This window comes from Sphingorhabdus sp. SMR4y, assembly GCF_002218195.1.
Taxonomy (GTDB): Bacteria; Pseudomonadota; Alphaproteobacteria; order Sphingomonadales; family Sphingomonadaceae; genus Parasphingorhabdus.
Genome location: NZ_CP022336.1, coordinates 278,237 through 301,691 on the forward strand (window position 1 = coordinate 278,237; position 23,455 = coordinate 301,691).

Genomic DNA, 23,455 nt, shown 5'->3' on the forward strand with positions numbered 1-23,455 from the left:
GCTGCGCCTGATGCATGATTATGAAAAGACGATAGTTGCCAGCAGCGCCGATCCGGACCGTTTCTGGCTGGAAGCCTCTTCGGAAATCGACTGGATAGAAGCGCCGGGAATCGGCTGGGACGAAAGCAGCCAAAGCTGGTTTCCCGATGGCCAGCTGAACAGTTGCTATAATGCCGTCGACCGTCATGTCGCCAATGGCAGGGCTGACCAGATCGCGGTCATTTACGAAAGTCCGGTCACAGGGCAAAGGCAGGCATTTACCTATCGCGAATTGCAAGCGGAGGTCGCGAGGACAGCCGGCATGATCGCCGCGCAAGGCGTGGGGAAGGGCGACCGCGTGATCATCTATATGCCGATGATTCCGCAAACCATGGTCGCCATGCTGGCCTGTGCCCGGATTGGTGCCATCCACTCGGTCGTCTTTGGCGGCTTTGCGCCGCCGGAGCTGGCCAAGCGAATTGACGATGCTGAACCGCGACTGTTGCTGACCGCTTCCTGCGGAATTGAAGGGAAAAAAGTCATTCCCTACCAGCCACTGGTGGTCGAGAGCCTGGCGCTGGCCAAACATCGTGTGCCCGCTGTCCTGCTTTTTCAGCGGGAAACTTCACGAGCGGATATCGCCGACGGATGGGCGCAGGACTGGTCGGAGCAGCTTGCCAAGGCCGGTTCTGCGGATTGCGTTCCGCTGAAGTCATCCGACCCGCTCTATATCCTCTATACATCAGGTACGACCGGAACACCGAAAGGGGTGGTACGCGACAATGGCGGGCATGCTGTGGCGCTCAACTGGAGCATGAAGAATATTTACGGCCTGATGCCCGGCGAATGTTTCTGGGCGGCTTCCGATGTCGGCTGGGTGGTGGGCCACAGCTACATCGTCTATGGACCGTTGTTCGCCGGGGCCACCGTGGTCCTCTATGAAGGCAAGCCGGTGGGCACTCCGGATGCCGGGGAATTCTGGCGGGTTATCGAACGCAATCAGGTAGCGGTATTTTTTACCGCGCCGACCGCCATTCGCGCTATCCGTAAGGAAGACGAAAATGGCGAATATTATCCGGCGAGCGGGCTACCCTCATTGAGAGCGATTTTTCTGGCCGGGGAACGCGCAGATCCGGACACGATAAAATGGCTCGAGCAACAATCCGGTCGACCGGTCATCGACCATTGGTGGCAGACGGAACTCGGCTGGCCGGCCCTGGCGACCTGCATGGGCCTGGGTGATGATCGGCGAAAGGCCGGCAGCGCGGGTTTTCCTGTACCGGGCTATCAATTCCATGTTCTCAATGACAATGGTGAAAGCGTCAGTGACGAAAAAGTCGGCAATATCTCGATAAAATGTCCCTTGCCGCCGGGCTGTTATCAGAGCCTTTGGGGCAATGAGGAAGGCTATCGGAAAGCCTTCGCATCCTATCCCGGATATTATGAAACCGGCGACGCGGGTTTCCGTGATGCCGACGGGTTCATGCACGTGATGGGCCGAACCGACGATATCATCAATGTCGCCGGACACAGGCTGTCTACCGGACAGATGGAAGGTGCATTGGCAGAAATCGACGGAGTGGCGGAATGCGCGGTGATCGGTGCCGATGATCCGCTCAAGGGAATGATCCCCGTCGCTTTTGTTGTCACGTCCGGGCAGCAAGCGGCAAGCGAGCTTGTCTCGGCATGTATCGCTCACGTCCGTTCGGAAATCGGAGCTGTTGCGTCGGTGAAAACCATTCATGTTGTTGCTGCGCTGCCCAAAACCCGCTCCGGCAAGATCCTGCGGTCAACGTTGCGCGCGATCGCCAATGACCAGGCGGTAACGACACCCAATACGATCGAAAATCCTGAAGCGATCGATGCAATTCTTTCCAAAGTGAGAACGACAGACCGCTAGGAATATGGCTGCAGGAACGGCCAGAACATGCGCGTCGTGGCTGACGCCGGATTGTCAGCAACCCTTGCGCTTATTGCCGCCAGGCTCCGCCCAGGCGAGTCGATATGTCTGGAGTGACCAGACCGGCGAGACAGGCAATTGCAGCTGTAGTCCATTCTGCGCAAGGATAGCGACGCCATTCTACTCCGAGCGGATCAACCCTGCCTCGCGCATCAGCGTTTCCAGTTTTATGCCGGCAAAACCATAAGCCTTCTTGTAGGCTTCATATTGCTCGAGATATTTCGGCGACGGCTTGTTCTTCTTGATCGCGGTAATCAGCGTGTTCTTCTGCGTGTGCTCGGTCGAGACGAAATCTATGACATCGACCTGATAGCCCTGCGACCGGAGCAGCATAACGCGGGCATTGTCGGTGATCAGGTCCGCCTGCTTCTGCAGAAACAGGCCGTGCGCGATGAACTTGCGGTTTTCTGTCTCGCTCTTCTGCAGGTCCACCAGAACCTCGTGCTGGCAGCAAGGCGCACAGACGATCAGTTTGGATTTCGACCTTATGCCGTAGAAGAGAGCATCATCGGTCGCGGTATCGCAGGCGTGCAGCGCGACGATCGCGTCATAATAGCCCTGCACGAAATCCTCGGCCTTCATATTGTGGAACGCCAGATTTTCAAAGCCGGACGCCTGCGCCGCTGCGTTGCACAGATCGACCATTTCCGCGCGCGTATCGACGCCGTCAATCTTGGGGTTCAGTCCTGCCTTGGCGAGCTGGTCATACATCGCAAAGGTGAGATAACCCTTGCCCGAGCCGATATCCAACACCTTGACCCGCTTCTGCTTTACCGCCTGGGTCCGCTCGATCCGTTCGATGAAAATCTCGACAAAACGGCAAATCTGGCGATATTTGGCATATTTGTTGGGCTTGATCTCGCCGGCGTCGTTCGCAACGCCCAGCGCCTGCAGAAACGGGCTGTCGCTTTTGATCCGGTAATTCTTGTCGCGGTTGTGTGGTTTTGCGTCGGTCATCGGCTAGGCCATAAATATATCTGGCGGAAATGATAGTTATTTGGTGGCTGCCGGGTTTGGCGACCTTTTGGGAAAGGCCCAATTCGCCACCTGGTCGATCAACGCAGTTCCGCCGCCGGTGCATTTGTCATGACAGGGCCATGGCGCCTTACTGCTTTGGCTTGAGATCCTTTATCACTTGCGCATCCACCCAGAATATATCGACATTGCCGTCGGATACGGAGCGGTGGAAAAACAGATATTTACCATCGGGAGTCACGCTGGCGGCGGCCTCCCAGGCGTCGGTGTTGATTGTATCGCCAAGGTTGATGGCGCTGCCCCATGTGCCATCGCTTTGCCGGAAGCTGATATAAATGTCGGAATTGCCGAAGCCTTCCTCGCGCCTGCCGTCCCAGAGTATATAGGATTCATCGGGGGCAATGAAGGGGTGGGCGAGCCATGTCCCGGTGTTGATTGCCGGGCCAGCCAGTCTGGGTTCTTCTCGCTCTCCATCGATCAGTCGCGAATATCGGATCTGCCCGTCACCATCCGAACCCACCTCGTCAAAATAATAGGTTCCCTTGGCAGATGCGGTCAGGCGCATGATCTGAATTTCATCGAACTTGCCGCCGAGGTCCATGATCTCGGACCAACCGGCGGCCGTGCGCTGCTTGTAGCGTTTGCCAAGATGCATGGTCTGGCCATCCGGCGATATGACGGGTTGACCGACTCTTCCGGAGATACGGGACTCTTGCCAATTTCCATCTTCATACCGAAACACAACGAACGCAGTTGATTCATTTTCGTCGCTTTTGAGCAAATAATATTCTCTCATATCGGGCGAGAACGCGCCGCCATATTCCCAATTTTCGGTGGTTACGAGCCCCGGTGCGAAAGCTTCCGGGGTCAACCCGGGCGGATTCTGGCCAAGATAAGCTTTGGCTATCGGCACGGCTGGCGTTTTCGATGATTCCTGCGCGCTGCTTTCACTGGCATAAGAGCCAGCAATGGGTAGCAGCGCTGCTGCTGCAAACAAGATATATTTGGTCATGGTTCCCTCATCAATTTGGCCGCGAGCATAGAATTTTCCACCCGGTGCAATATCGCGGTTCGACAAACTACACTGCGGTATCGACAGATACAATTTCGGGTCGGGAATGAGAAAGGATCGAATAGGGAACCCCGTAGCCCGGATAGCAGCCCTCGGGCCGGCAGGTGATAGAGATTCTATTTCGATAGAAGCGCGGCTGTTCGGGTAACTGTCTCCAGAAATAGCACCATCACCGCCATCACAACGCTTGACTTAATCGCAGAACCACCTATGTTGCATTGCAGCAAGGGCGGCAACATCGATTGACCGTCTGGCGGAAGTTCTGCGTGAGAGATGACAAGATCATCTCGAACCTATCGCCTTCATTGCTTCTTTCTTTCCGGCAGCCTGATCACGCGGGTCGTCTTAACAGACGGCGAACACGCGTATAGCTTCCATGCTGTGCGCTGGAAACTTGCTGCTATTACAAGGTATATAAAATTGACCAAATTTTCTGATTTCGCATTGGCGGAACCTATTCAAAAACGCGTGGCCGAAGGCGGCTACACCACTCCATCCCCGATTCAGCAGCAAGCCATTCCCCCGGCGCTCGAAGGCAAGGATATTCTCGGTATCGCACAAACCGGCACCGGCAAGACCGCTGCTTTCTCGCTGCCGTCGATCCATCATCTGCTGAACAACAAGAAACGCGCCGGCCGCTTTGAATGCCGGATGCTCGTGCTGGCACCAACCCGGGAACTCGCGCGGCAGATTGCCGACAGCATGACCGGGTATTCCAAAGGTCTCGGCCTTTACGTGACCTCTGCTTTCGGTGGCGTGCCTATCAACCGGCAGAAGCGCATCCTCGAACGCGGCGTTGACGTGCTGGTGGCAACTCCGGGGCGCTTGCTCGATCTGATCGACCAGCGCTATCTGACTCTGTCCAAGGTTGAAATCCTGGTGCTCGACGAAGCCGACCAGATGCTCGATCTCGGGTTCATCGTTCCGCTCAAGAAAATCGTTCCGATGCTGCCAAAACAGCGCCAGAGCCTGTTCTTCTCGGCGACCATGCCGAAGACCATCTCGCAACTGGCCGACCAGTTCCTGACCAATCCGGTCCAGGTTTCGGTTGCACCGCAATCGACAACCGCCGAGCGGGTTGACCAGAAGGTCACCTATATCAACCAGGACGACAAGCAGCGCCTGCTGAAGGATTTCATCAACAAGGAAAATCCCGATCACATGCTGGTCTTTACCCAGACCAAACATGGCGCTGACAAGGTTGTGAAAAACTTGATGGCGGTGGGTATCCACTCTGCCGCGATCCACGGCAACAAGAGCCAGCCACAGCGCGAACGCGCTCTGGGTGACTTCAAGAAGGGCAAGATCAACATTCTTGTCGCCACCGATATTGCGGCGCGCGGGATCGATGTTGACGGCATCACCCATGTCATCAACTTCGACATGCCCAATGTGTCCGAGCAATATGTCCACCGCATCGGTCGGACGGCGCGGGCAGGGGCTAGCGGTATTTCCTATTCGCTGGTCGCACCCGACGAGCGCCAGTTCCTGCGCGACGTGGTCAAGCTGACCGGCGTGAAACCGGATGTTATCGCATTGCCGGACGGCTATGACGAACCGCCACGCGAAGAAGTTGCACCGCGGATATACGGCCAGAAGCCCAAGAAATATGGTGCAAAACCGACGCGCAGCGGACCGCCAAAAAACAAGCACAGCTCCCGCAAGGGCCGTCCTGGTGGTGGTTCGGGTCGTGGTGGCCCCGGTTCGGCAGCCAAGAGCGACGGACCGAAGCACTGGAACAATGGTGCCAAGTCATTCAAACGGCGTCAGGCCCGCAAGGCCGACGCCTAGGCTAATCCGAGATCAGCGCCTTGCTTTGCGCAAGCGCGCTGATTTCCTGATCATCCATATCCAACCAATCCCGAAGCGCGGCGACATTATGTTCGCCGCGCTTTGCGGTTCTGGCATTGCTGTCGATGCCGCTTTTCGATTTCGAGAAGCGATAGGGGGACTGAATGGTGCGGCGGGCATTGCCTTCGTCGTCGGTCACATCGACGACGACGCCATTCGCCTTTACGCTCGGCTGATCATAGATAGCGGGGCCGAAAGGAAAAACTTCTCCCCAGGCCAGATTGAGCCGGTCTAGCGCCGCGGTGAGAGCATCAAAACTCTCATAGGAGAGGATATGCTTTTCCATCGCTTCGTGACGCAGCCGCACCTTGGTGGGAATGTCGGCGCCGGCGGGAGTAGGGTCCTGCAGGCCATCTTTCGTCGAAAACATGATCCACAGCCATTTCATATCGCCGGTGATCAATATCTGCCGGTCTTCGGGCGCTTCCCAGACCAGAGTCTCGGGCGCTTTCGGCCAGATGTCGTCGAGCGCAAAATGGGCATAGTCATCGGCAGAATGCAGTACATTGACCATGGCGAGATCGATATGCTGGCCTTCGCCGGTCTGGTCGAGCGTCCGCAAGGCAGACAATATTGCGATGATGCCGTGCAGCGAGCTGTAGCTGTCCGCCATGGCAAATTGCATGTCGGTCGGCTTGCCGCCGCTCATCTCGGCCTGCCGGGCAATGATCCCGCTTTCGGCGTGCAGCACCGGCGCATAGGCCGCGCGTCCACGCTCAGGACTATTCTGGCCGTAGCCCGAGATCGAGAGCATCACCAGACGCGGATTGACCTTCGACAGTTCGGCCCAGCCGATACCGAACTTGTCCATCACGCCGGGACGGAAATTCTCGACGACGATATCCGCCTCGACCGCCAGACGGTGGATCAGCTCGCGCGCGCCGTCGGCCTTCAGGTCCACGCAGATATTCTTCTTGCCGATATTGAGCTGCAGATAATTGCCGCTGACCCCGTTTTCGCGCTTCGCCAGCTTGCGGGTCACGTCGCCTTCGGGCGGCTCTACCTTCAGCACCTCGGCGCCCAGATCCGAGAGCATCCGCGTGGCATAGGGGCCCGCCACGACACGCGAGAAATCGAGGACCTTGAGCCCCGCTAGCGGAAAATCTGCCATAATTGCCTGACGCTAGAGTTTCATCTGCTGTTTCATGGTCTTTTCCGTACCCGCGCCATAAGGGGGGAGGAAACCGGCAATTTTGGCAATATTGATCTTCGGCTGGCGATAGACCGCCTTGGCGTGGCTGAACTCCTTGAAGCCGTCCGGACCGGTATAGGCGCCCATGCCCGAAGGTCCAACCCCGCCAAATGGCAGGTCATGCTGGGCGATATGGAAGATCACGTCGTTGACAGTGACCCCGCCGGAAATGGTCCGGTCGAGCAGCTTGCGCTTGTCGCTTTCCGTCTCGCCGAAATAATAAAGCCCGAGCGGACGGTCATGGTCGTTCACATAGTCGATCACTTCGTCGAGATTGCGATAGGTCTTTACCGGCAGCACCGGGCCGAAAATCTCTTCCTGCATCACCCGCATGTCGTCATTGACATTCTGCAATACGGTCAGCGGCATCTTGTTGCTGTTGGTATTGGAGAAATCCTCGTCGCCAGGATTGACGATGGTCTGTTTCGCGCCCTTTTCGACGGCGTCATCGATCAGGCCCTGCAGACGTTCCTTGTGCCGGCCGTTGATTACCGATGTATAATCGTCATTGGAAATCAGCGTCGGATATTGTTCCGCCACATTGGAGGCAATGCCTTCGACGACGGCATCTTCCTTGTCCTGCGGCACCAGCAGATAATCGGGTGCCAGACAAATCTGCCCGGCATTCATCATCTTGCCCATGGCGATGCGCTGGGTTGATTTCTGGATGTCGGCGTCCGGTCCGATGATGGTTGGCGACTTGCCGCCCAGTTCCAGAGTAACCGGAGTCAGATTTTGCGCGGCGGCGGCCATCACATGTTTGGCAATGCCGCCGCCGCCGGTGAAGATCAGGTGGTCCCACGGAATTTCGGAGAAGGCCTTGCCGGTTTCCGGACCGCCAGTGATCACAGCCATTTCCTCTGGCGCGAAATATTCGGCGACCAGCTTTTTCACCAGTTCGCCGGTTTCGGGCGTGAATTCGGAAAATTTGATGATCACCCGGTTGCCGGCACCAAAGGCCCCGATTGCCGGATCAAAGGCGAGGTTGATCGGGAAATTCCACGGCGCGATCACGCCGACCACGCCCTTGGGCTGATATTCCACCTGTCCGCTGGCGCCCAGCAGGCCCAGCGGGAAGTCCATTTTCCGCTTCTCGGGGCGCATCCATTTTTTCAGATTTTTCTTGTGATCTCTGGCATGGCCGACGACCGACATCAGGTCGGTCATCACGGTCTGGACGCTGCTGCGATGACCGAAATCGTTGGATACGGCCTGACACAGCGCGTCCTGATTTTCGATGATCATCTTGGCGGTGCGATTGATCCGGTCCATTCGGGCTTCGTAGCTGACGGGCAATTCGGCGTGAAACGCATCGCGCTGCGCCTGAAAAAGCTTCATCATTTCGTCTTTGCCGACTTCGCCTGCTGCGGCTTCCAATGCTTCCATATCTGCTCTCCCAAGGGCAGGCTGCAACGCCCCGTCCCGTTTCAATTGACCACTTAAACTTTTTTCTGGCAGCTTGTCGAGAGCGAAGCGTTTATTCGGCCAGAGCCTCAATCGCCGCAGCGGTTGCGACCAGCTGCTTTGCCTGCTTGAGATGCAGCAGTTCGGTCATCTTTCCATCGACCACGATGACACCCTTGCCGGCGTTCACCGGATCCTTGAAGGCGGCGATAATCGCTTCTGCCTCGGCAATGGCGTCGGCCTGCGGGGCAAAGATGCGGTTGGCGGTCTCAATCTGTACCGGATGAATCAGCGATTTGCCGTCAAAGCCCAGCTTCCGGGCTTCCAGGCATTCCGCAACAAGGCCGTCCGGATCGTTGAAATCATTGTACACGCTGTCGATGACATTGAGCCCGTAAGCGCGGGCAGCAATGACCGTCTGGGTCATGACCGAGAGAAAATTGCCGCGCTCGTGATCGGCGTGCATCTCTTTCGCCAGATCATTGAAACCCATGACAAAACCAGTCAGCCGCTTTTGTCCCCCGAGTGCCGCAATCTGTGGCAGATTCAGAATGGCGAGCGGCATTTCGATCATCGCCCAGAGTTTGCTGTTCCGGTCCGCGTCATATTCATCCATCAGATTGCTGATGGCTATGATATCGTCGGCGGACAGAATTTTGGGAACCAGCACTGCATTGGCCTTGCTTTGGCAGGCTTGTTTGAGGTCCTGGGCGAACCAGGGCGTATCCATGGCATTGATCCGCACGACCAGTTCCCGCTTGCCATAGGCACCGGAGCGCAGAGCGGCGCAGGCCTGTTCGCGCGCGTCCTCCTTGGCTTCCGGCGCCACGGCATCTTCCAGATCGAAGATAATCGTGTCGGCGGCGAGGCTTTTTGCCTTTTCCAGCGCGCGGTTGTTGGAGGCGGGCATGTACAGGCAGGAGCGACGGGGGCGAAAGGGTGTTTGGGTCATGGCGTTACCGTATCATCCTGAATGCAAGACGCAAAGCCAGTTAATCGATGGTTGTTTACGCTTTGTTAACCATAGTCTACTAGGAAATTTCTAACGGTTTTTGGACGTTTTGATAGCCCACTCGGTCGGGGCGACGACTTGGGGAGCGCGCATCTTATGAAATTGATAATCCAGATTCCTTGCTTCAATGAGGCCGGAACTCTGCTCGAAACGCTCGTCGCCTTGCCGCGACAGATCGACGGCATCGACACAATCGAAATCCTGATTATAGATGATGGCAGTGAAGATGATACCAGCGATGTCGCAAGCCGCTTCGGCGTCCATCATATTGTCCGGCACCGCACCAACCGGGGCCTTGCCGCCGCTTTCCAGTCCGGCATCAACCGGGCGCTGGCCGAAGGCGCGGATATCATCGTCAACACCGACGCCGACAACCAATATGAGGGGCAGGACATCTGCAAGCTGGTCGCGCCGATTCTTGCCGGAGAAGCCGATATCGTGGTCGGTGACCGGGGCGTCCGCAACAATGCGCATTTCGGTCCTTTCAAAAGGCTCCTGCAGATGTTCGGCAGCGCGACGGTCAAGCGCCTATCCAATACGCATATCACCGACGCGGTCAGCGGGTTTCGCGCGATCAGCCGGGCCGCGGCGCAAAAAATCAATATCACATCCAGCTTTTCCTATACCACGGAAATGCTGATCCAGGCCGGCCGGAAACGGATGGCAATCGTCTCGGTCCCGATCCGCACCAACGGCGCGATCCGCCCGTCACGGCTATTCAAGTCGGTGCCGCAATTCATCACCAATACCGGTGCGACCATGATCCGCTCCTATGCGATGTATAATCCGCTGAAGGTCTTCGTGCTGGCGGGTGGCATTTCCGCCTTGATTGGCATAACTCCGATTATACGCTTTCTCTATTTCTATGCGATAGGAGAGGGCGGCGGGCATATCCAGTCGCTGGTGATCGGCGGCTCGCTCATCGTTCTCGGCGTCGTCGCAATCATGTTCGGCGCCGTGGCCGATCTGGTCGGGCGCAACCGGCAGTTGCTGGAGCAGACACTGGAGAGATTGCACAAGCTGGAGGACAATATATCCATGCATAGTGCGGATGAAGATGTTCAAGACCCCGGACCCAATAGTACTGGCGTTGCAAAACACTCGATTCGAAAAAGTCTCTGAGCCATGACCAAGCGCCGATCTATCGTCGACGTTATGATGCTGTCCTTGCAGACTATGCTTGGATGGATCAGGTCGTACAGGAAGCCATTTACGGTCGTAATCGGCACCCTGTTCCTTATTGGACTTTTTTGGTCTTTGCGCTCAACATCGCTTCAGTTGCATCAATTGCGCTACTGGCCGGCTTTGGCGATATTTTTCGTGATGGGACCAGCAGGTATCGCTTATGGTGCGGTCGGCCTGACCTTGTTGTCGCGCATAGCAGGGACGCGTATTACTTTCGGCAATGCTTGGTGGACGGCAGGCTATGCTCAACTCGCGGAATCACTGCCGGTTCCGGGCGGTGCGATAGTCCGCACCGTTGCCCTCAAAAAAGCGGGCACCAATATCGGGAAGAGCGTTGCCCTCGTCACGGGAGCAGCTATTTTATGGGTTGCAATGTCCATGGTGGGAGCAGGTATTGCACTGTTCCCGAGCGAGCATGTTGCAGCAATAATTTTCCTGTTCTTCGGTTGCGCAATCATTTTGCCAATAGTGGTATGGATGATCACGCAGGCCGGTTGGATCATTGCTCTGCAAATGATGCTGCACCGACTGTTCGGGTTGTTTCTGATGTGTATCAGAATGCTTTTGGCGTTCGCAATCATTGATGTCATCGTCCCTTTCAAAACGGCACTGTTTTTTTCTTTCGCCAACATCGCCGGTTCAGCGTCTGCCATCACTCCTGCTGGACTTGGAGTCGGTGAAGCGATCGCTGCCGCTCTGGCGAGCCTGGTCGAAATTGCTCCGGCTGCAGCATTTCTGGCTATCGCACTTAATCGCATCGTCGGTTTGGCATCGTGCGCGACTATTGTCATGCTGGGCACGGTTCTGCACTCGAGTTCAAACAATTTCCAGATTACGGAGAATCCGAAATGACAAAATTTACTTCCGAGATGTCTGCTGCGATCGATATGGCGCGCAGTGTCGGTTTAAGGCAGACTGCGGCGCGCCTGCGCAATTATGCACATGCCCGAAATTATGAACGGGAACGAAGCAAACGATTTGACCGGCTGAATCTTAATGGAAAAATCATCCGCACGGTGTTGGGTTCTCAAATGGAACTGGACGCCAACAAGTCGGGGCTGGATCGCGATATCCTGCTTGACGGTATTCGGGAACCTATCGCGACCGGCCATATCCTGAACATCCTAGACAAAGATGATGTAGTGCTCGAAGTGGGTGCTAACATTGGGTATTATGCATTGATCGAAGCACGAATTTGCAAAAAAATATATGCTGTCGAACCCCATCCCGAAAATCTAATGCGCTTGGAACGAAACATTGCGCTGAATGACTTTGACAATGTCATTGTACAGCAAGGCGCTTTTGGAGCAAGTGATGGAAAAATTCCACTTTATGTGTCTGATCTTTCCAATTGGCACTCCTGCCGCAGCGCGCCAAAATCTGATACAGACTTCATCGAGGTCGATTGTTTTACGATCGATAGTTTTGCGCAAAGGAATGAAATTCCAACGTTTGTTAAAATGGACGTTGAAGGGTACGAGCTTCAGGTCCTTAGAGGAGCGGAAAAGACGCTCAAGTCGATCCGCCATCTTTTCCTTGAATTGCATGGAACTATTCTCACTCGGGACGAAATGACTGAAATTCTGGACCGGATCGAGAATGCGGGCCTGAAACCGTCTCTTATCGTTCAATATGATCGCCCCGGATTGGCACGAACCTATGAGCTTGATCAACTGGATGCGATCAGAAATGGTGATCGCGGAACATTCGAGCTATTTTTTACTCGCTAGCTTTGACCGAGAAGACCGCTATCCCGATGTCAGCAGATTCGAGGACCGAAATCAAAAATATAGAATTTCTGCTCAGCTCAAGTCGCTGTATCTGCAATCGTATCGTCAGAACCGCTCATTCGTATAGTGGGCTATCGGTTTCGCTTGCGTATGACATCAGAGTCATTGTCAAATGATTGCTGTCTCATTTACAACGCTTACCAGTCTAGTAAATCGGATACGCGTTTCGGCACTGGAAAGAACTGGGCAGTGGCTCATCCCCATCGTCTTAGTGGCCGTTATCCTCTGCCAGATATGGCTGATCTTTCAAAAAGCCATAAACTGGGATGAGTTTCTGCACTTCGGGCAGATTTACGAACTGGCCGACGGTCGCCTGAGTGGCAGCTTGCAATCCCTGCACGTACGGTTGTTCGGCTGGGCAGCGCTGGTCGCTCAGGACGTGATCACGCAGATCCAGGTTGCCCGCATCGCCATGCTGGCTTGCGCGCTTCTTACGATGGGATGCGTCATCCATTTGGCTCGCCGGCTGGTCGATCGTGAAACAGCATTTCTGACTGGCCTAATCTACCTGACCGCCGGTTTCGTGTTTACCAATTCGTTTACATATCGCCCTGATCCGGTGGCGGCGGCAGCCTTGATGGGCGCCCTCTGTTTGCTTGTCTCTGGTTCATTCTCGTGGAAACGCGTGATCCTGTCGGGCATCCTCGTCGGACTCGCGGGGGCCCTCACGATAAAAAGCATATTCTACGCGCCCTGTTTTGCCGCTGCTGTTTATTTGAAGTGGCATGAAACCACCGGTCCGCGGTCAAGTGTCATCTATCGGTCCGCAGTATTGCTCGCGGTGGCCATTGGCTTTTTTCTCATGATCGTCGGTTTGCACGGTTCCACCTTGGCCACATCTTCGACTCAGGGAAGCAGTCTGGCCGCCAAAACAGCCAGTTTCTTGCGCTTCTTCGAGTTTGAACAGATACGATATGTTTTTGCCGAAATGGCCCTGGCACCGTTGCTTACATTGGGACTGATTCTTCTCATTCCGGTCGCTCGCGGATTACCCGGAAACGTTAAAGTCCTGTTGCTGGGCCTGTGCGGGCCACTTTTGTGTATCTTATTCTACCGCAACACATTTCCCTATTTCTTCACATTTTTGCTGCCGCCGGTTTGTGTCGCGATCGCGCCCGTACTGGTAAAGCTGGTCGGACGATATGGCCTGGGCCCGGTGATAATATTGTCTCTGTTAGGCCCGGCTTTCCTGCTGGTGAACGAGCCCTACGGCACACTCGAGCGACAGCGCGCGACGATCAACGAAGTCGAAAGGCTGTTCCCTGAGCCCACACCCTATCTCTCTTATTCCAGTTATATGCCGGAATATCCGAGACAATTTCGTTCGCTTATTTCCGGAATCGCTCTGGGACGCTACTGGAAAGAGCGCGAAGGACAGATTGCCCGCGATATCGAAGACGGCCGGATCGCTTTTGTCATTGCAACCGGCAATGCGCTCAACTTGGTTTATCAGCATGATGGCCCAGCACCGTTATTGCCCGAACGCGATGTTGCGGCGCTTCGCAGCAATTTTTTGCGTCACAGTGATACAATTTTCATCGCAGGCAAAAATGTCTGTTCGCAGAGGGCAGAGCAAAAATTGCGCATATTCCGCAGCGGTGTCTATTCGGTCGATGGTGGCGGTCTCGTCATCGACGGCCAATATATAGCCGACAGGAAAAGTGTCTCACTCGCCGCAGGAACGCATATGGTGCGCCATAAAGGGACCGGCTGCGTCAAATTATGGGCGCTCGATCATATCCCGGAACTGCCGGAAGATTTTCCGGAAGGACCGATAGCGGGAGGATTTTGATCGTGAGCGCACATTCTGATGACCACGACGTCCGCTTCATCACCCGAAAATGGGCGCCGGCCATAGGGGGGATGGAAACCTATTGCCTCCGCCTGACGCAAGAACTCGGCAAAACCCACCGGCTGGACATAATCGCTCTGCCAGGACGAGCGGATGGCGCGGTCCCGTCAGTGGGCGCATTGATCGGTTTCGGCGTGAAGACCGCGATCCGTCTGCTCTTCGCGAGACCCGCGAAGATCGTGCATCTGGGTGATGTTGCGATCTGGCCGCTGGGTTGGATCGCATCGCTGCGCTATCCGCAGACGCGCGTTATATTGTCGGCTCACGGCTCGGATCTGAACCTTGCGACAAAGAACAGTCTTTCGGGCCGATTCTATGCGGCCTATGTCAAAGCCGGTGCGCGGTTGATGCGCCGGTCACGGTTGATCGCGAATAGCGAATGGATTGCTTCATTGGCCAGCCAACTGGGCTTTAGGCACGTGACGAAAGTCGCACTGGCCACAGATATTCGCTCCGATACGCCCGCAGGCCTACATAATGATTGTCTGTTTTTTGCCGGCCGGATTACGCCGAGCAAAGGGTTGTCGTTCATCGTCAACGAGGTGCTGCCGCGGATGACGTCACCGCCAGGAATAAGAGTCGCTGGCACGATCTGGGATGAAGAGGAGGCGAAAACACTGGATTCGCCCCTGGTCGAATATCTGGGTAATCTTACTCCGGAAAAGCTGATCGCGGAATATGGAAAAGCCTTGGCGGTTGTTGTGCCCAGTCTGGGCAAGGAAGGATTCGGACTGGTTGCTGCCGAAGCTGCCGCTTGCGGGGCCGTGGTCATCGCCTCCGATCATAGCGGTCTGGCAGAAGTCGTGACCCCTGATATCGGCTTTCTCGCCGACAGCAATTCTCCGGAACAATGGACCACGGTTATAGAGAAGGTCCGATCTTGGAGCGCCGACAGGCGCGCTACATTCACCGCAGGTTCGCAGGCAATGGCCACCACCCGCTACGGGTGGGACCGGGTCGCCAGAGAGACCGTGGAAGTTTACGACAAAATCTAGGGCCTAGCTGCTCAACTCGCCAATCTCAATCCGCTGGCCGCTTCCCGGTTGTCCGGCTGATCCGGCCAGATTCCGCGCGTGTCATAGACGACCTTGCCGGCGCGTTCGTCGAGCGGGATTGATTTGAACATGTCATGATCGGTGAGCGTGATCATGATCGGGCAGTTTTCCAGCGCCTGATCGATGTCGATGAGCTCGGCGCCGGTGCCTTCGAATGCGGCCGGCAGTTCGCTGGCATAGGGCTCGACGATCTTTATCCGTCCCCCATAGCGCCGCGCCAACTTGGCGGCGATCTTCAGGGCGGGGCTTTCGCGAAAATCATCGATATTGGCTTTGAATGCGAGGCCGAAACAGGCGACAGAAGCCCCGGGCAATTCGTCGATCAGCAGCGAAGCCTGCTCCAGCACATGGCCGGTCTTGCCGTCGTTCACTTCGCGGGCGATACGGATCAGTGGCGATTGATCGGGCGCGCTGTGGATGATGAACCAGGGGTCGACCGCGATGCAGTGGCCACCGACGCCGGGACCGGGTTGCAGGATATTGACGCGCGGATGACGGTTGGCCAGACGAATGACCTCCCAGACGTCGAGATCCATATGATCGGCGATGATCGACAGCTCGTTGGCGAACGCAATATTGACGTCGCGATAGCTGTTTTCGACCAATTTGGTCATCTCGGCGGCGCGCGCCGATGTGGTTACCAGTTCGCCGCGCACGAACCGGCGGTAGAAGCCAAGCGCCTTGCGCGCACATCGCGGCGTGATGCCTCCGATGCTGCGATCATTCTGGATCAATTCCTCAAGGATTTTACCGGGCAGGACCCGTTCCGGGCAATAGGCGATGGCTATATCGGGGATTTCGTCTGACAGACCCGGAATTTTGAGGTCGGGCCGCAAATTCGCGATCAGATCCCGCATTTTCTCGGTCGTGCCCACGGGGCAGGTCGATTCGAGAATGACTGTATCGCCCGCTTTCAGCGCTGCGGCGATATTGGTGGCCGCTTCCATTACATAGCTGGTATCGGGTATATGATCGGCGCCAAAGGGTGTCGGCACTGCGATGACAAAGACATCGGACGGTTCGACAAGCAGCGAAGCGCGCAGCGTCCCCCGTGAAACCACCCCTTGCACCAGCCCGTCCAGATCCACTTCCTCGATATGGATACGGCCCGAGTTGATCGTTTCGACAACCCGTTCATTGACGTCGATGCCGAGCACCGGGCAGCCTGAACGGGCGATAACGGCAGCCGTTGGCAGGCCAATATAGCCGAGGCCCATGACGCAGACACTTGGTTTTTCTTCCGATAACATATGAGAATCCACTCCGCAGTGCGCCGGTCCGGCGCGTTTTCCTGCAAATTGCCTAGCCCGTCATTGTAAATATTTCGGTAATATCGTGACTTGAGCGGAAATATTCAGGCGGAGAGGCTATTCTCGATGATGTCGGCAATCTGGCTGCTGGCCGTGCCGTCGCCAAACGGATTATGGGCGCGTGCCATGGCCAGATAATGGGCCTCGTCATCGAGAAGCCTGCAGGCTTCCGCCACCAGCACCGCTTCATCGGTTCCGACCAGCTTGGCGGTTCCCGCCTCGACGCCTTCCGGCCGCTCAGTGGTGTCGCGCATGACCAGCACCGGTTTGCCAAGCGCGGGTGCTTCTTCCTGCACACCGCCGCTGTCGGTCATCATGAAGTGGCAATGATTGAGCAGGCTGACGAAATTGGGATAGTCGAGCGGTTCGATCATCGCGACATTGTCTAGGCCGCCCAACGCGTCCTGCATGATCGCGCGGACTTTGGGGTTGAGATGAACCGGAAATATCAGGGCGACATCATCCCGCTTCGCGATAGTCCGGAGTGCGCTGGCAATATTGGTCAGTCCGTCGCCCAGATTTTCCCTCCGGTGGCTGGTGACGCCGATGATTTTCCGATCGGAAAATTTTTCATACAATCCGGCAAGATTACGATCCAAACTGCTTGGATCATTGTATTTATCGACGGTATCCAGAAGGGCATCGATCACAGTATTGCCGGTGATATATATCTGATCCACCGGAATATTCTCTTTTGCCAGAGCGTCGGCAGATGTCTGCGTCGGCGCAAAATGCTGATCGGCAATCGTGCCGATGATCTTGCGGTTCACCTCTTCCGGCCAGGGATGATAGATATTGTAGCTGCGCAGGCCCGCTTCGACATGACTGACCGGAATCTGGCGATAATAAGCGGCCAGCGCGCCGCACATTGCGGTGGCCGTATCGCCCTGGACCACGATGCGTTGCGGCTTTGTTTCGTCGAGTATCTTGCCGATGCCCGATAACAGTCTGCCGGTAAGATCATCGAGACTCTGATTGGCCTTCATCAGATCGAGATCGAAATCCGGGCGGATATCGGCAATATCCATGACCTGATCGAGCATTTCCCTGTGCTGGGCGGTGACGCAGGTCAGCGCATCCAGACTGTTTCGTTCGGCCAGCGCCTGAACCACCGGAAACAATTTTATCGCCTCGGGCCTGGTGCCGAAAACGGTCAGTATTTTCGCTTTGGTCATGGTCTTTTTTGTCATTCCGGCTGCCTAATCGCTTTTGGCTAAAATTTTCATAATGATGTCCTATGCGAAAAGCGTTGACCCCAATGTCCGGCTAGCCCAATCGCGTCACGATGGATTGGTTTGAAATCAAAAACTGGCTGGAACTGTCAACCGGGCTACCGCGCGATTCGCTGCATATTTATGCGGGTGTCGGGATTCAGCTATGTGCTGCACTCGTCTGTCGTCGGTCCTTGGGCAGCCTCGTGCCATGGCTGCTTGTGGCCATCGCGGCCTTTGCCAATGAATTTTATGACTATAGCCAGATGGAAGCCCCGCAGGATCGCAAGATTTCCTTCGGTGAAGAAGCCACTAGCGATATCTGGAACACTTTGCTGCTACCGACATTATTCCTGCTGATAGCCCGTTTCTGGCCGGAATGGCTGACCGGTAAAGCGGGTAAGGAAAAGGAATAGCACCTTGCGGGAAGGGCGGTGTTGTTCTGCCCCGCTAGTCTTCATCTTCAAGCAATTGTGCGATGTCCTTGACGTTTTGCGACTTGCCACGCGGCAAAATCATGATTTTATTGCCGTGTGTGACAATGATCAGGTCGTGCACGCCGTGCACCGCCACTGCCATGCCTTCGCTATGGATGAGATTGTTGCCGGATTCGCTGGTCACGGCTTTGCCGACGATCGCGTTGGAATGTTCGTCCTTTTTTGAGAGTTCGAAAAGAGCATCCCAGCTTCCGACATCGGACCAGCCGGGATTGACGGGAGTCACCGCGACTTTGTCTGACCGTTCCATAATGGCATAATCGATGGAATCGGATGGCGCCGAAGCAAAGGCATCCGGATCGGGATAGCAGATATCAGTGTCGATACGCTGCTTGTTCATGGCAGCCTGGCATGCGGCAAGCATTTCGGGAGAATGTCGTTCCATGGCCTCCAGATAGCTGTCAGCCCGAAACAGGAATATCCCGGCATTCCAGTGATAGCCGCCTTCTGCCAGCATTTGTTCGGCATGTTCCCGGTTCGGTTTCTCTACAAACCTCTTGGCAGACCAGCTTCCCGAACTGCCGACAATTCTGTCGCCCTGCTGGATATATCCATATCCTGTTGCCGGTCCGGTGGCTTCGATGCCGAATGTCACCAGCCATCGGGATTGTGCAACCGGTATCGACGCCATTACCGATTTGCGGAAAGCGGCCAGATTTTTGATCATATGGTCGCTCGGCATAACCAGTAGCAGATCTGTAGGGTTTTCTGCGGCAAGGGCGGCCAGGGCGATCGCGGGAGCGGTATTGCGGGGGCAGGGCTCCAGAATGATATTGTCGGACATCACGCCGACCTCCTGCATCTGCTCCTGCATGATTGCCACATGGTTGGCAGACCCCACGATGACGGGGCTGCGGTAGAGACTCTCGTCAGCGCAGCGTTGCAGTGTCAGTTGGAACATGCTCAGCGGGCCGAACAGGTTCAGAAATTGCTTGGGCTTTTCCGGAGTCGAAAGCGGCCATAGCCGCGTTCCGGATCCACCGGACAGAATTACTGGCGTGATCAGCGGATTTTGCTGCATGGTCAATGGCTCATCCCGTCAGGCAAGCGATGAGGGTTTTTCCGTTATTGGCCAGATCGATATCGGAATAATGAGCGCAGATACCGCATTCGCCGGCGTTGATCACTTTGCCGCGAACGGTGACAGACCCCTCAAGAGGGAGGAGCTGCCATTCCTTGCCGGCTGCCTTCGGAACAATGTCGTCGTCTGTTCCGATGATCTGGAACAGCCCGATGGGGGAGTTGCTGGAAAGGCTGCTGGTCTCGTCAGGCGCAATCTCGCTCGCATATTTCATGTCATAAGGTGTCAGCTTGGCCGCCCCGATCGCTTCGTCCAGATGAAGTTCGCGCGGCCGACCATAATCGTACATGCGATAAGTGATATCCACGTTTCGCTGGACTTCGACGAGTGAAATGCCGGGGCCAATGGCGTGGATGGTTCCGGCGGGCACGTGGAAATAGTCGCCCTTCTTGGCCGGCTTCCAGTCCAAAAGCTGTTCGATCTCGCCCAATATCGCCGCGGTCTTCAGCTTGGTTGCGCTGACCGTTTTTTTCAGGCCCAGTCCCAGAACGGCATCCGGCTCCGCATCCAGAATATACCAGGATTCATCCTTGCCGTGGGGAAAGCCGACCCTGCGCGCGTGTCGGTCATTGGGGTGGACCTGAATGGAGAGCTTCTCGCTGGTAAAAAGATATTTCACCATCAACTGCGGGGTGATGCCCTTCGGTGCTTCAAACCAGATTTCGCCAATCTTCTTGCCGTTGCCGCCATTGAACAAGGCTGGCAGAATTTCCTGACCCCATGGCTTCTCGACGAATTTTCTTTTCAGCTTCATATTCTGAATTCAGGGCTCACTGGTTTCTCCCGGCACACGCGTTGACCAGATATGTCTGCGCAAATTCCGATCGATTGTAAATGTTGCGCAAGGTGGCTGGTTCCATTTTGTTTACGACAGCGGCAAGTCGCCTTTAAACCCTCCGGATGCTGTAATAGATGACTTGCAGATTTCCCGAGTTTGTGGCCGCTCGGGGCAAACAGGTCAAGTTTCCATCGACACGATCCCGCCGCTATTTGATTCTCCGTCCGTCCTGCAGGCGCATCAGAGATAGCAGGCAATATCCTTCCGGGTAAGCCTTGCTGGCACCTGAACGCAGGAAAAATTATTTTGTTTTAAGTGGTTGGCTAAATTGATTCGGTCCGGTAAATATTTGGCTCGGCGTCGCAGCTTTGAGAATCAAAAGCCAGCTTTGAGATCCAGATGATTGAAAATGTTACAGCCGCCATCACATCGTTGTTAGAAAAAACAGCTCAGCTATCGCGCTGGAAAAAAAGAGCAATCGTGCTCCTGCTGGACGTGATGCTCTGTGTCCAGTCGATCTGGATCGCCTATTCACTGCGCATCGGTGTCTGGGTCTTGTGGGATATTGCCATCCAGAAAACCGTACTGGCTTGCCTGTTGCTGATGGTCCCCATATTCATCCTGAGCGGCGTATATAATGCCATTTTCCGCTACGCTGGTACCGGAATGATGCGAACCTTGGTGCGTGCATTCGCATTTTATTCGGTGGTGACCGCCATTGCCTTTGCTATCGCCGGAATGGACGGTGTACCGCGGACCATCGGACTGATCCAGCCGGTTGTGTTTTTCATTCTCGTCGGCTTTTCCAGAGTCGTCGGACGGTATCTGATGGTTGATATTCTGGGGCGGAACCGCTTCGCCGGCGATGTAAGGAACGTTCTGATCTATGGCGCGGGCAGTGCCGGCCAGCAATTGGCGGCCTCGATGCGGTCCGAGCCGGCCATGCGGCTTCGCGGCTATATTGATGATGATCATCGGTTGAACGGACAGAGGCTGGACGGCGACAAGGTCTTCTGGAGCGGTCATCTTCCCGATCTGATCAGAAAATATGATATCACCGATATCCTGTTGGCTTTGCCGAAAATCAACCGGAGAAAGCGCCGCGCGATTGTCGATCAGGTTCGCGAATTTACGGTGCACGTCCAGACATTGCCGAATATGCAGGAAATAATTGCCGGCAAAATCGCGTTCAGCGATATTCGCGAACTGGAAATCGAAGATTTGCTGGGACGGGAGCCGGTTCAGCCGAACGAACTGCTTTTCGGCCGGACTATCGTCGGCAAGACGGTACTGGTAACGGGAGCCGGCGGATCGATTGGCGGAGAGCTGTGCCGGCAAATCGCAAACTCGGGCGCCCATCGTCTGGTGATGCTCGATATCTCCGAATATGCGCTGTATGAGATCGAAAAAGAACTGAAGAAGCTAATTGCCAACCAGGAAGCGGCCAATCTGGAACTCATTCCGGTACTCGGTTCGGTTGTCGACGCGAAAAGGCTCGAAGAGATATTTGGCATCTGGAATCCCGACACGGTTTTCCACGCCGCGGCCTATAAGCATGTGCCTTTGGTCGAGGCCAATCCGGTAGAGGGCATTCGGAATAATATATTGGGTACCCGGGCGTTGGCCGCTGCTGCCAAGGCTGCAAAGGTCAAGGATTTCATCCTGATCAGTACCGACAAGGCGGTCCGGCCGACCAATGTCATGGGCGCAACCAAGCGCGCTGCCGAACAGATTGTCCAGAATTTCGCAAATGGCGCTGACGAGACCAGATTTTCCATGGTTCGTTTCGGCAATGTTCTGGGCTCCAGCGGTTCCGTGGTGCCGCTTTTCCGCAAGCAGATAGAGCAGGGGGGGCCGATCACCCTGACCGATCGAAAAGTCACCCGCTATTTCATGACCATTCCCGAGGCCGCTCAACTGGTCATCCAGGCAGCCGGTATGGCCAAGGGTGGTGAAGTCTTTGTGCTCGACATGGGCAAGCTGGTAAAAATCCAGGACCTTGCCGAAACATTGGTGCGGCTCTCCGGTCTGACGGTCCGCAACGAAACCAATCCGGACGGGGATATTGAAATTGTCGAGGTCGGCCTGCGCCCGGGCGAGAAGCTCTATGAAGAGCTGATCATCGGCAACGACCCGCAGAAAACCCTCCATCCCCGGATAATGAAGGCCCATGAAACGTTCCTTCCTCAGGATATACTGGACGCGCTGATCAACGACCTGCTTGATTGTCGTGATCCCGACCTAGCCGTCAAAACCCTGAAGTCGCTGGTGCCGGAGTTCGATCACGGCCGGGACAATGACGATAATCTGGAACAGGCTTCCTGATCGCAGACCGCCCGATTGCATAGCGGGATGGTTCTTCCAGCTGTCGAATCAGGTTTTCAGCACGCCGAACGGCACCACCCGGTTCTGGACATTATGGCCGATTTCCGCCCGGCCCAGATAGGGGATGGCATTGTCTGCGGTCCATCGCCTGACAATAGCTTCGGGATTTTCGCCAAATGGGCGGTCATTGTCGGGAATGTCGTCGACCCCTCCCAATCTCAGGCCAGCGAGCCCCTGATTTGCAAGATTGCTGCACAGGTGAAACATGGCGCGATCAAAGGCGTAGAGATATTCGGATATTTCCTCGATAATTAGAACGTGGTTGCGCAGATCCGGTATCAGCCTGCTTCCGGTCATCATGGCAAGAGTCATTAAATTGAATGCGGCATGTTTCTGCCCGCCAACCAGTCCGGGTTCGAGAGCATCCGTGTTCCTGTGCATGATCCAGTCAAGAGCCCTGTCCACGGCAAGTTCTCCACCGGTCCGGCCGATGTCCGAAGGCATCGGGCCATGTGCGACCTCGCCGATGCCGGCGCGATAAAGCGCGCCAAGCAGATTGCCGGCATCGCTATATCCGAGATAGAGCTTGTTTCGGGCTGGGTCATTCAGCCGGCGGACTGCAGCATCGGCCATGCGGGCAGCGCCATAACCGCCGCGGGCGAACCAGATGGCGTCAATGTCTGGATCATTGGCCAGTGCCACGAAACTGTCGATGCGCTGGTTGTCGCTACCGGCAAAATGACCCTCTTCAAAAAAGCATTGTTCGTGGAACAGCAACTCGGCCTGGGGATGGGTTTGTGCTGCGCGCGCACGCACGCGATCGGCAGCGTCCCGGTTAAAGGGGGTCGACGGCGCACAAATGCCGATGCGGACTGGACGGGAGATCGATTTTGTTCCTTGCGCCATTGCCAAACAGATTGAGAAGC

Annotated in this window: 19 protein-coding genes; 9 read left to right on the forward strand and 10 right to left on the reverse strand. The window is 55.7% G+C overall.

Going from position 1 to position 23,455, the window contains the following annotated elements:
* The first annotated feature begins 10 nt into the window (after positions 1–10).
* The gene (locus tag SPHFLASMR4Y_RS01300; RefSeq protein WP_186266008.1) at positions 11–1,879 is read left to right on the forward strand and encodes an AMP-binding protein; all 1,869 of its coding nucleotides are present in this window, start codon (positions 11–13) and stop codon (positions 1,877–1,879) included.
* Positions 1,880–2,059: 180 nt separating this feature from the next.
* Here the strand turns inward: SPHFLASMR4Y_RS01300 and SPHFLASMR4Y_RS01305 are convergent, their stop codons facing one another.
* Entirely contained in the window at positions 2,060–2,896 is an 837-nt protein-coding gene (locus tag SPHFLASMR4Y_RS01305; RefSeq protein ID WP_089131957.1) for a class I SAM-dependent methyltransferase, read from the reverse strand.
* Positions 2,897–3,044: 148 nt separating this feature from the next.
* Positions 3,045–3,926 carry a TolB family protein gene (locus SPHFLASMR4Y_RS01310; RefSeq protein ID WP_089134600.1) on the reverse strand — a complete coding sequence of 294 codons (882 nt, stop codon included), beginning with the start codon at positions 3,924–3,926 and terminating at the stop codon, positions 3,045–3,047.
* 480 nt (positions 3,927–4,406) lie between these two features.
* Between SPHFLASMR4Y_RS01310 and SPHFLASMR4Y_RS01315 the strand changes: the two genes are divergently transcribed.
* Positions 4,407–5,777 (forward strand): DEAD/DEAH box helicase, encoded by a 1,371-nt coding sequence (locus SPHFLASMR4Y_RS01315; protein ID WP_089131958.1) that lies wholly within the window; start codon positions 4,407–4,409, stop codon positions 5,775–5,777.
* 1 nt (position 5,778) lies between these two features.
* Here the strand turns inward: SPHFLASMR4Y_RS01315 and SPHFLASMR4Y_RS01320 are convergent, their stop codons facing one another.
* The 3 genes from SPHFLASMR4Y_RS01320 to SPHFLASMR4Y_RS01330 form a co-directional block, all read right to left on the reverse strand.
* Positions 5,779–6,948 carry a CaiB/BaiF CoA transferase family protein gene (locus SPHFLASMR4Y_RS01320; RefSeq protein ID WP_089131959.1) on the reverse strand — a complete coding sequence of 390 codons (1,170 nt, stop codon included), beginning with the start codon at positions 6,946–6,948 and terminating at the stop codon, positions 5,779–5,781.
* Positions 6,949–6,960: 12 nt separating this feature from the next.
* Complete coding sequence (locus SPHFLASMR4Y_RS01325) at positions 6,961–8,415, reverse strand: coniferyl aldehyde dehydrogenase (RefSeq protein WP_260807031.1); 1,455 nt, start codon at positions 8,413–8,415, stop codon at positions 6,961–6,963.
* A 91-nt stretch (positions 8,416–8,506) separates the two neighbouring features.
* Positions 8,507–9,385 carry an HpcH/HpaI aldolase/citrate lyase family protein gene (locus tag SPHFLASMR4Y_RS01330; protein WP_089131960.1) on the reverse strand — a complete coding sequence of 293 codons (879 nt, stop codon included), beginning with the start codon at positions 9,383–9,385 and terminating at the stop codon, positions 8,507–8,509.
* 156 nt (positions 9,386–9,541) lie between these two features.
* On the opposite strand from SPHFLASMR4Y_RS01330, the gene SPHFLASMR4Y_RS01335 reads away from it, so the two are divergent.
* The 5 genes from SPHFLASMR4Y_RS01335 to SPHFLASMR4Y_RS16825 all read left to right on the forward strand — a co-directional run bounded on the left by SPHFLASMR4Y_RS01335 (position 9,542) and on the right by SPHFLASMR4Y_RS16825 (position 15,267).
* On the forward strand, positions 9,542–10,567 hold the full coding sequence (locus tag SPHFLASMR4Y_RS01335; protein WP_089131961.1) for a glycosyltransferase family 2 protein: 1,026 nt from the start codon (positions 9,542–9,544) through the stop codon (positions 10,565–10,567).
* A 3-nt stretch (positions 10,568–10,570) separates the two neighbouring features.
* Entirely contained in the window at positions 10,571–11,482 is a 912-nt protein-coding gene (locus SPHFLASMR4Y_RS01340; protein ID WP_089131962.1) for a hypothetical protein, read from the forward strand.
* Positions 11,479–12,360, forward strand: coding sequence for an FkbM family methyltransferase (locus SPHFLASMR4Y_RS01345; RefSeq protein WP_089131963.1), 882 nt, complete (start codon positions 11,479–11,481; stop codon positions 12,358–12,360). Before SPHFLASMR4Y_RS01340 ends, SPHFLASMR4Y_RS01345 begins: the two co-directional genes overlap by 4 nt.
* A 271-nt stretch (positions 12,361–12,631) precedes the next feature.
* Positions 12,632–14,212, forward strand: coding sequence for an ArnT family glycosyltransferase (locus tag SPHFLASMR4Y_RS01350; protein WP_186266009.1), 1,581 nt, complete (start codon positions 12,632–12,634; stop codon positions 14,210–14,212).
* Between the two features lie 2 nt (positions 14,213–14,214).
* Positions 14,215–15,267 carry a glycosyltransferase family 4 protein gene (locus SPHFLASMR4Y_RS16825; RefSeq protein WP_186266010.1) on the forward strand — a complete coding sequence of 351 codons (1,053 nt, stop codon included), beginning with the start codon at positions 14,215–14,217 and terminating at the stop codon, positions 15,265–15,267.
* Positions 15,268–15,278: 11 nt separating this feature from the next.
* Here the strand turns inward: SPHFLASMR4Y_RS16825 and wecC are convergent, their stop codons facing one another.
* Both wecC and wecB read right to left on the reverse strand, forming a co-directional pair.
* Positions 15,279–16,577, reverse strand: coding sequence for a UDP-N-acetyl-D-mannosamine dehydrogenase (gene wecC, locus SPHFLASMR4Y_RS01365; protein ID WP_089134602.1), 1,299 nt, complete (start codon positions 16,575–16,577; stop codon positions 15,279–15,281).
* A gap of 104 nt (positions 16,578–16,681) precedes the next feature.
* Positions 16,682–17,827, reverse strand: a complete 1,146-nt coding sequence (wecB, locus tag SPHFLASMR4Y_RS01370; RefSeq protein WP_409928903.1) for a non-hydrolyzing UDP-N-acetylglucosamine 2-epimerase — start codon at positions 17,825–17,827, stop codon at positions 16,682–16,684.
* A gap of 227 nt (positions 17,828–18,054) precedes the next feature.
* On the opposite strand from wecB, the gene SPHFLASMR4Y_RS16830 reads away from it, so the two are divergent.
* Positions 18,055–18,264 carry a hypothetical protein gene (locus SPHFLASMR4Y_RS16830; RefSeq protein ID WP_145955428.1) on the forward strand — a complete coding sequence of 70 codons (210 nt, stop codon included), beginning with the start codon at positions 18,055–18,057 and terminating at the stop codon, positions 18,262–18,264.
* A 34-nt stretch (positions 18,265–18,298) separates the two neighbouring features.
* On the opposite strand, the gene SPHFLASMR4Y_RS01380 is transcribed toward SPHFLASMR4Y_RS16830, so the two are convergent.
* Both SPHFLASMR4Y_RS01380 and SPHFLASMR4Y_RS01385 read right to left on the reverse strand, forming a co-directional pair.
* Entirely contained in the window at positions 18,299–19,366 is a 1,068-nt protein-coding gene (locus SPHFLASMR4Y_RS01380) for a mannose-1-phosphate guanylyltransferase/mannose-6-phosphate isomerase (protein WP_089131967.1), read from the reverse strand.
* A gap of 10 nt (positions 19,367–19,376) precedes the next feature.
* Positions 19,377–20,180, reverse strand: a complete 804-nt coding sequence (locus tag SPHFLASMR4Y_RS01385) for a class I mannose-6-phosphate isomerase (protein WP_089131968.1) — start codon at positions 20,178–20,180, stop codon at positions 19,377–19,379.
* A 504-nt stretch (positions 20,181–20,684) separates the two neighbouring features.
* Between SPHFLASMR4Y_RS01385 and SPHFLASMR4Y_RS01390 the strand changes: the two genes are divergently transcribed.
* Complete coding sequence (locus SPHFLASMR4Y_RS01390) at positions 20,685–22,529, forward strand: polysaccharide biosynthesis protein (RefSeq protein ID WP_186266011.1); 1,845 nt, start codon at positions 20,685–20,687, stop codon at positions 22,527–22,529.
* A gap of 48 nt (positions 22,530–22,577) precedes the next feature.
* Here the strand turns inward: SPHFLASMR4Y_RS01390 and SPHFLASMR4Y_RS01395 are convergent, their stop codons facing one another.
* Positions 22,578–23,435: an LD-carboxypeptidase gene (locus tag SPHFLASMR4Y_RS01395; RefSeq protein ID WP_089131970.1), complete on the reverse strand. Its 858-nt coding sequence runs from the start codon at positions 23,433–23,435 to the stop codon at positions 22,578–22,580.
* Between the last annotated feature and the right edge of the window lie 20 nt (positions 23,436–23,455).

Coding starts and splice junctions, on each gene's coding strand:
- wecC (WP_089134602.1), bottom strand. CDS start 16,577: ATGTTATCGGAAGAAAAACCAAGTGTCTGCGTCATGGGCCTCGGCTAT.
- SPHFLASMR4Y_RS01345 (WP_089131963.1), top strand. CDS start 11,479: ATGACAAAATTTACTTCCGAGATGTCTGCTGCGATCGATATGGCGCGC.
- SPHFLASMR4Y_RS01395 (WP_089131970.1), bottom strand. CDS start 23,435: ATGGCGCAAGGAACAAAATCGATCTCCCGTCCAGTCCGCATCGGCATT.
- SPHFLASMR4Y_RS01380 (WP_089131967.1), bottom strand. CDS start 19,366: ATGCAGCAAAATCCGCTGATCACGCCAGTAATTCTGTCCGGTGGATCC.
- wecB (WP_409928903.1), bottom strand. CDS start 17,827: ATGACAAAAAAGACCATGACCAAAGCGAAAATACTGACCGTTTTCGGC.
- SPHFLASMR4Y_RS01305 (WP_089131957.1), bottom strand. CDS start 2,896: ATGACCGACGCAAAACCACACAACCGCGACAAGAATTACCGGATCAAA.
- SPHFLASMR4Y_RS01330 (WP_089131960.1), bottom strand. CDS start 9,385: ATGACCCAAACACCCTTTCGCCCCCGTCGCTCCTGCCTGTACATGCCC.
- SPHFLASMR4Y_RS01320 (WP_089131959.1), bottom strand. CDS start 6,948: ATGGCAGATTTTCCGCTAGCGGGGCTCAAGGTCCTCGATTTCTCGCGT.
- SPHFLASMR4Y_RS01310 (WP_089134600.1), bottom strand. CDS start 3,926: ATGACCAAATATATCTTGTTTGCAGCAGCAGCGCTGCTACCCATTGCT.
- SPHFLASMR4Y_RS01335 (WP_089131961.1), top strand. CDS start 9,542: ATGAAATTGATAATCCAGATTCCTTGCTTCAATGAGGCCGGAACTCTG.
- SPHFLASMR4Y_RS01325 (WP_260807031.1), bottom strand. CDS start 8,415: ATGGAAGCATTGGAAGCCGCAGCAGGCGAAGTCGGCAAAGACGAAATG.
- SPHFLASMR4Y_RS01385 (WP_089131968.1), bottom strand. CDS start 20,180: ATGAAGCTGAAAAGAAAATTCGTCGAGAAGCCATGGGGTCAGGAAATT.
- SPHFLASMR4Y_RS01340 (WP_089131962.1), top strand. CDS start 10,571: ATGACCAAGCGCCGATCTATCGTCGACGTTATGATGCTGTCCTTGCAG.
- SPHFLASMR4Y_RS01300 (WP_186266008.1), top strand. CDS start 11: ATGCATGATTATGAAAAGACGATAGTTGCCAGCAGCGCCGATCCGGAC.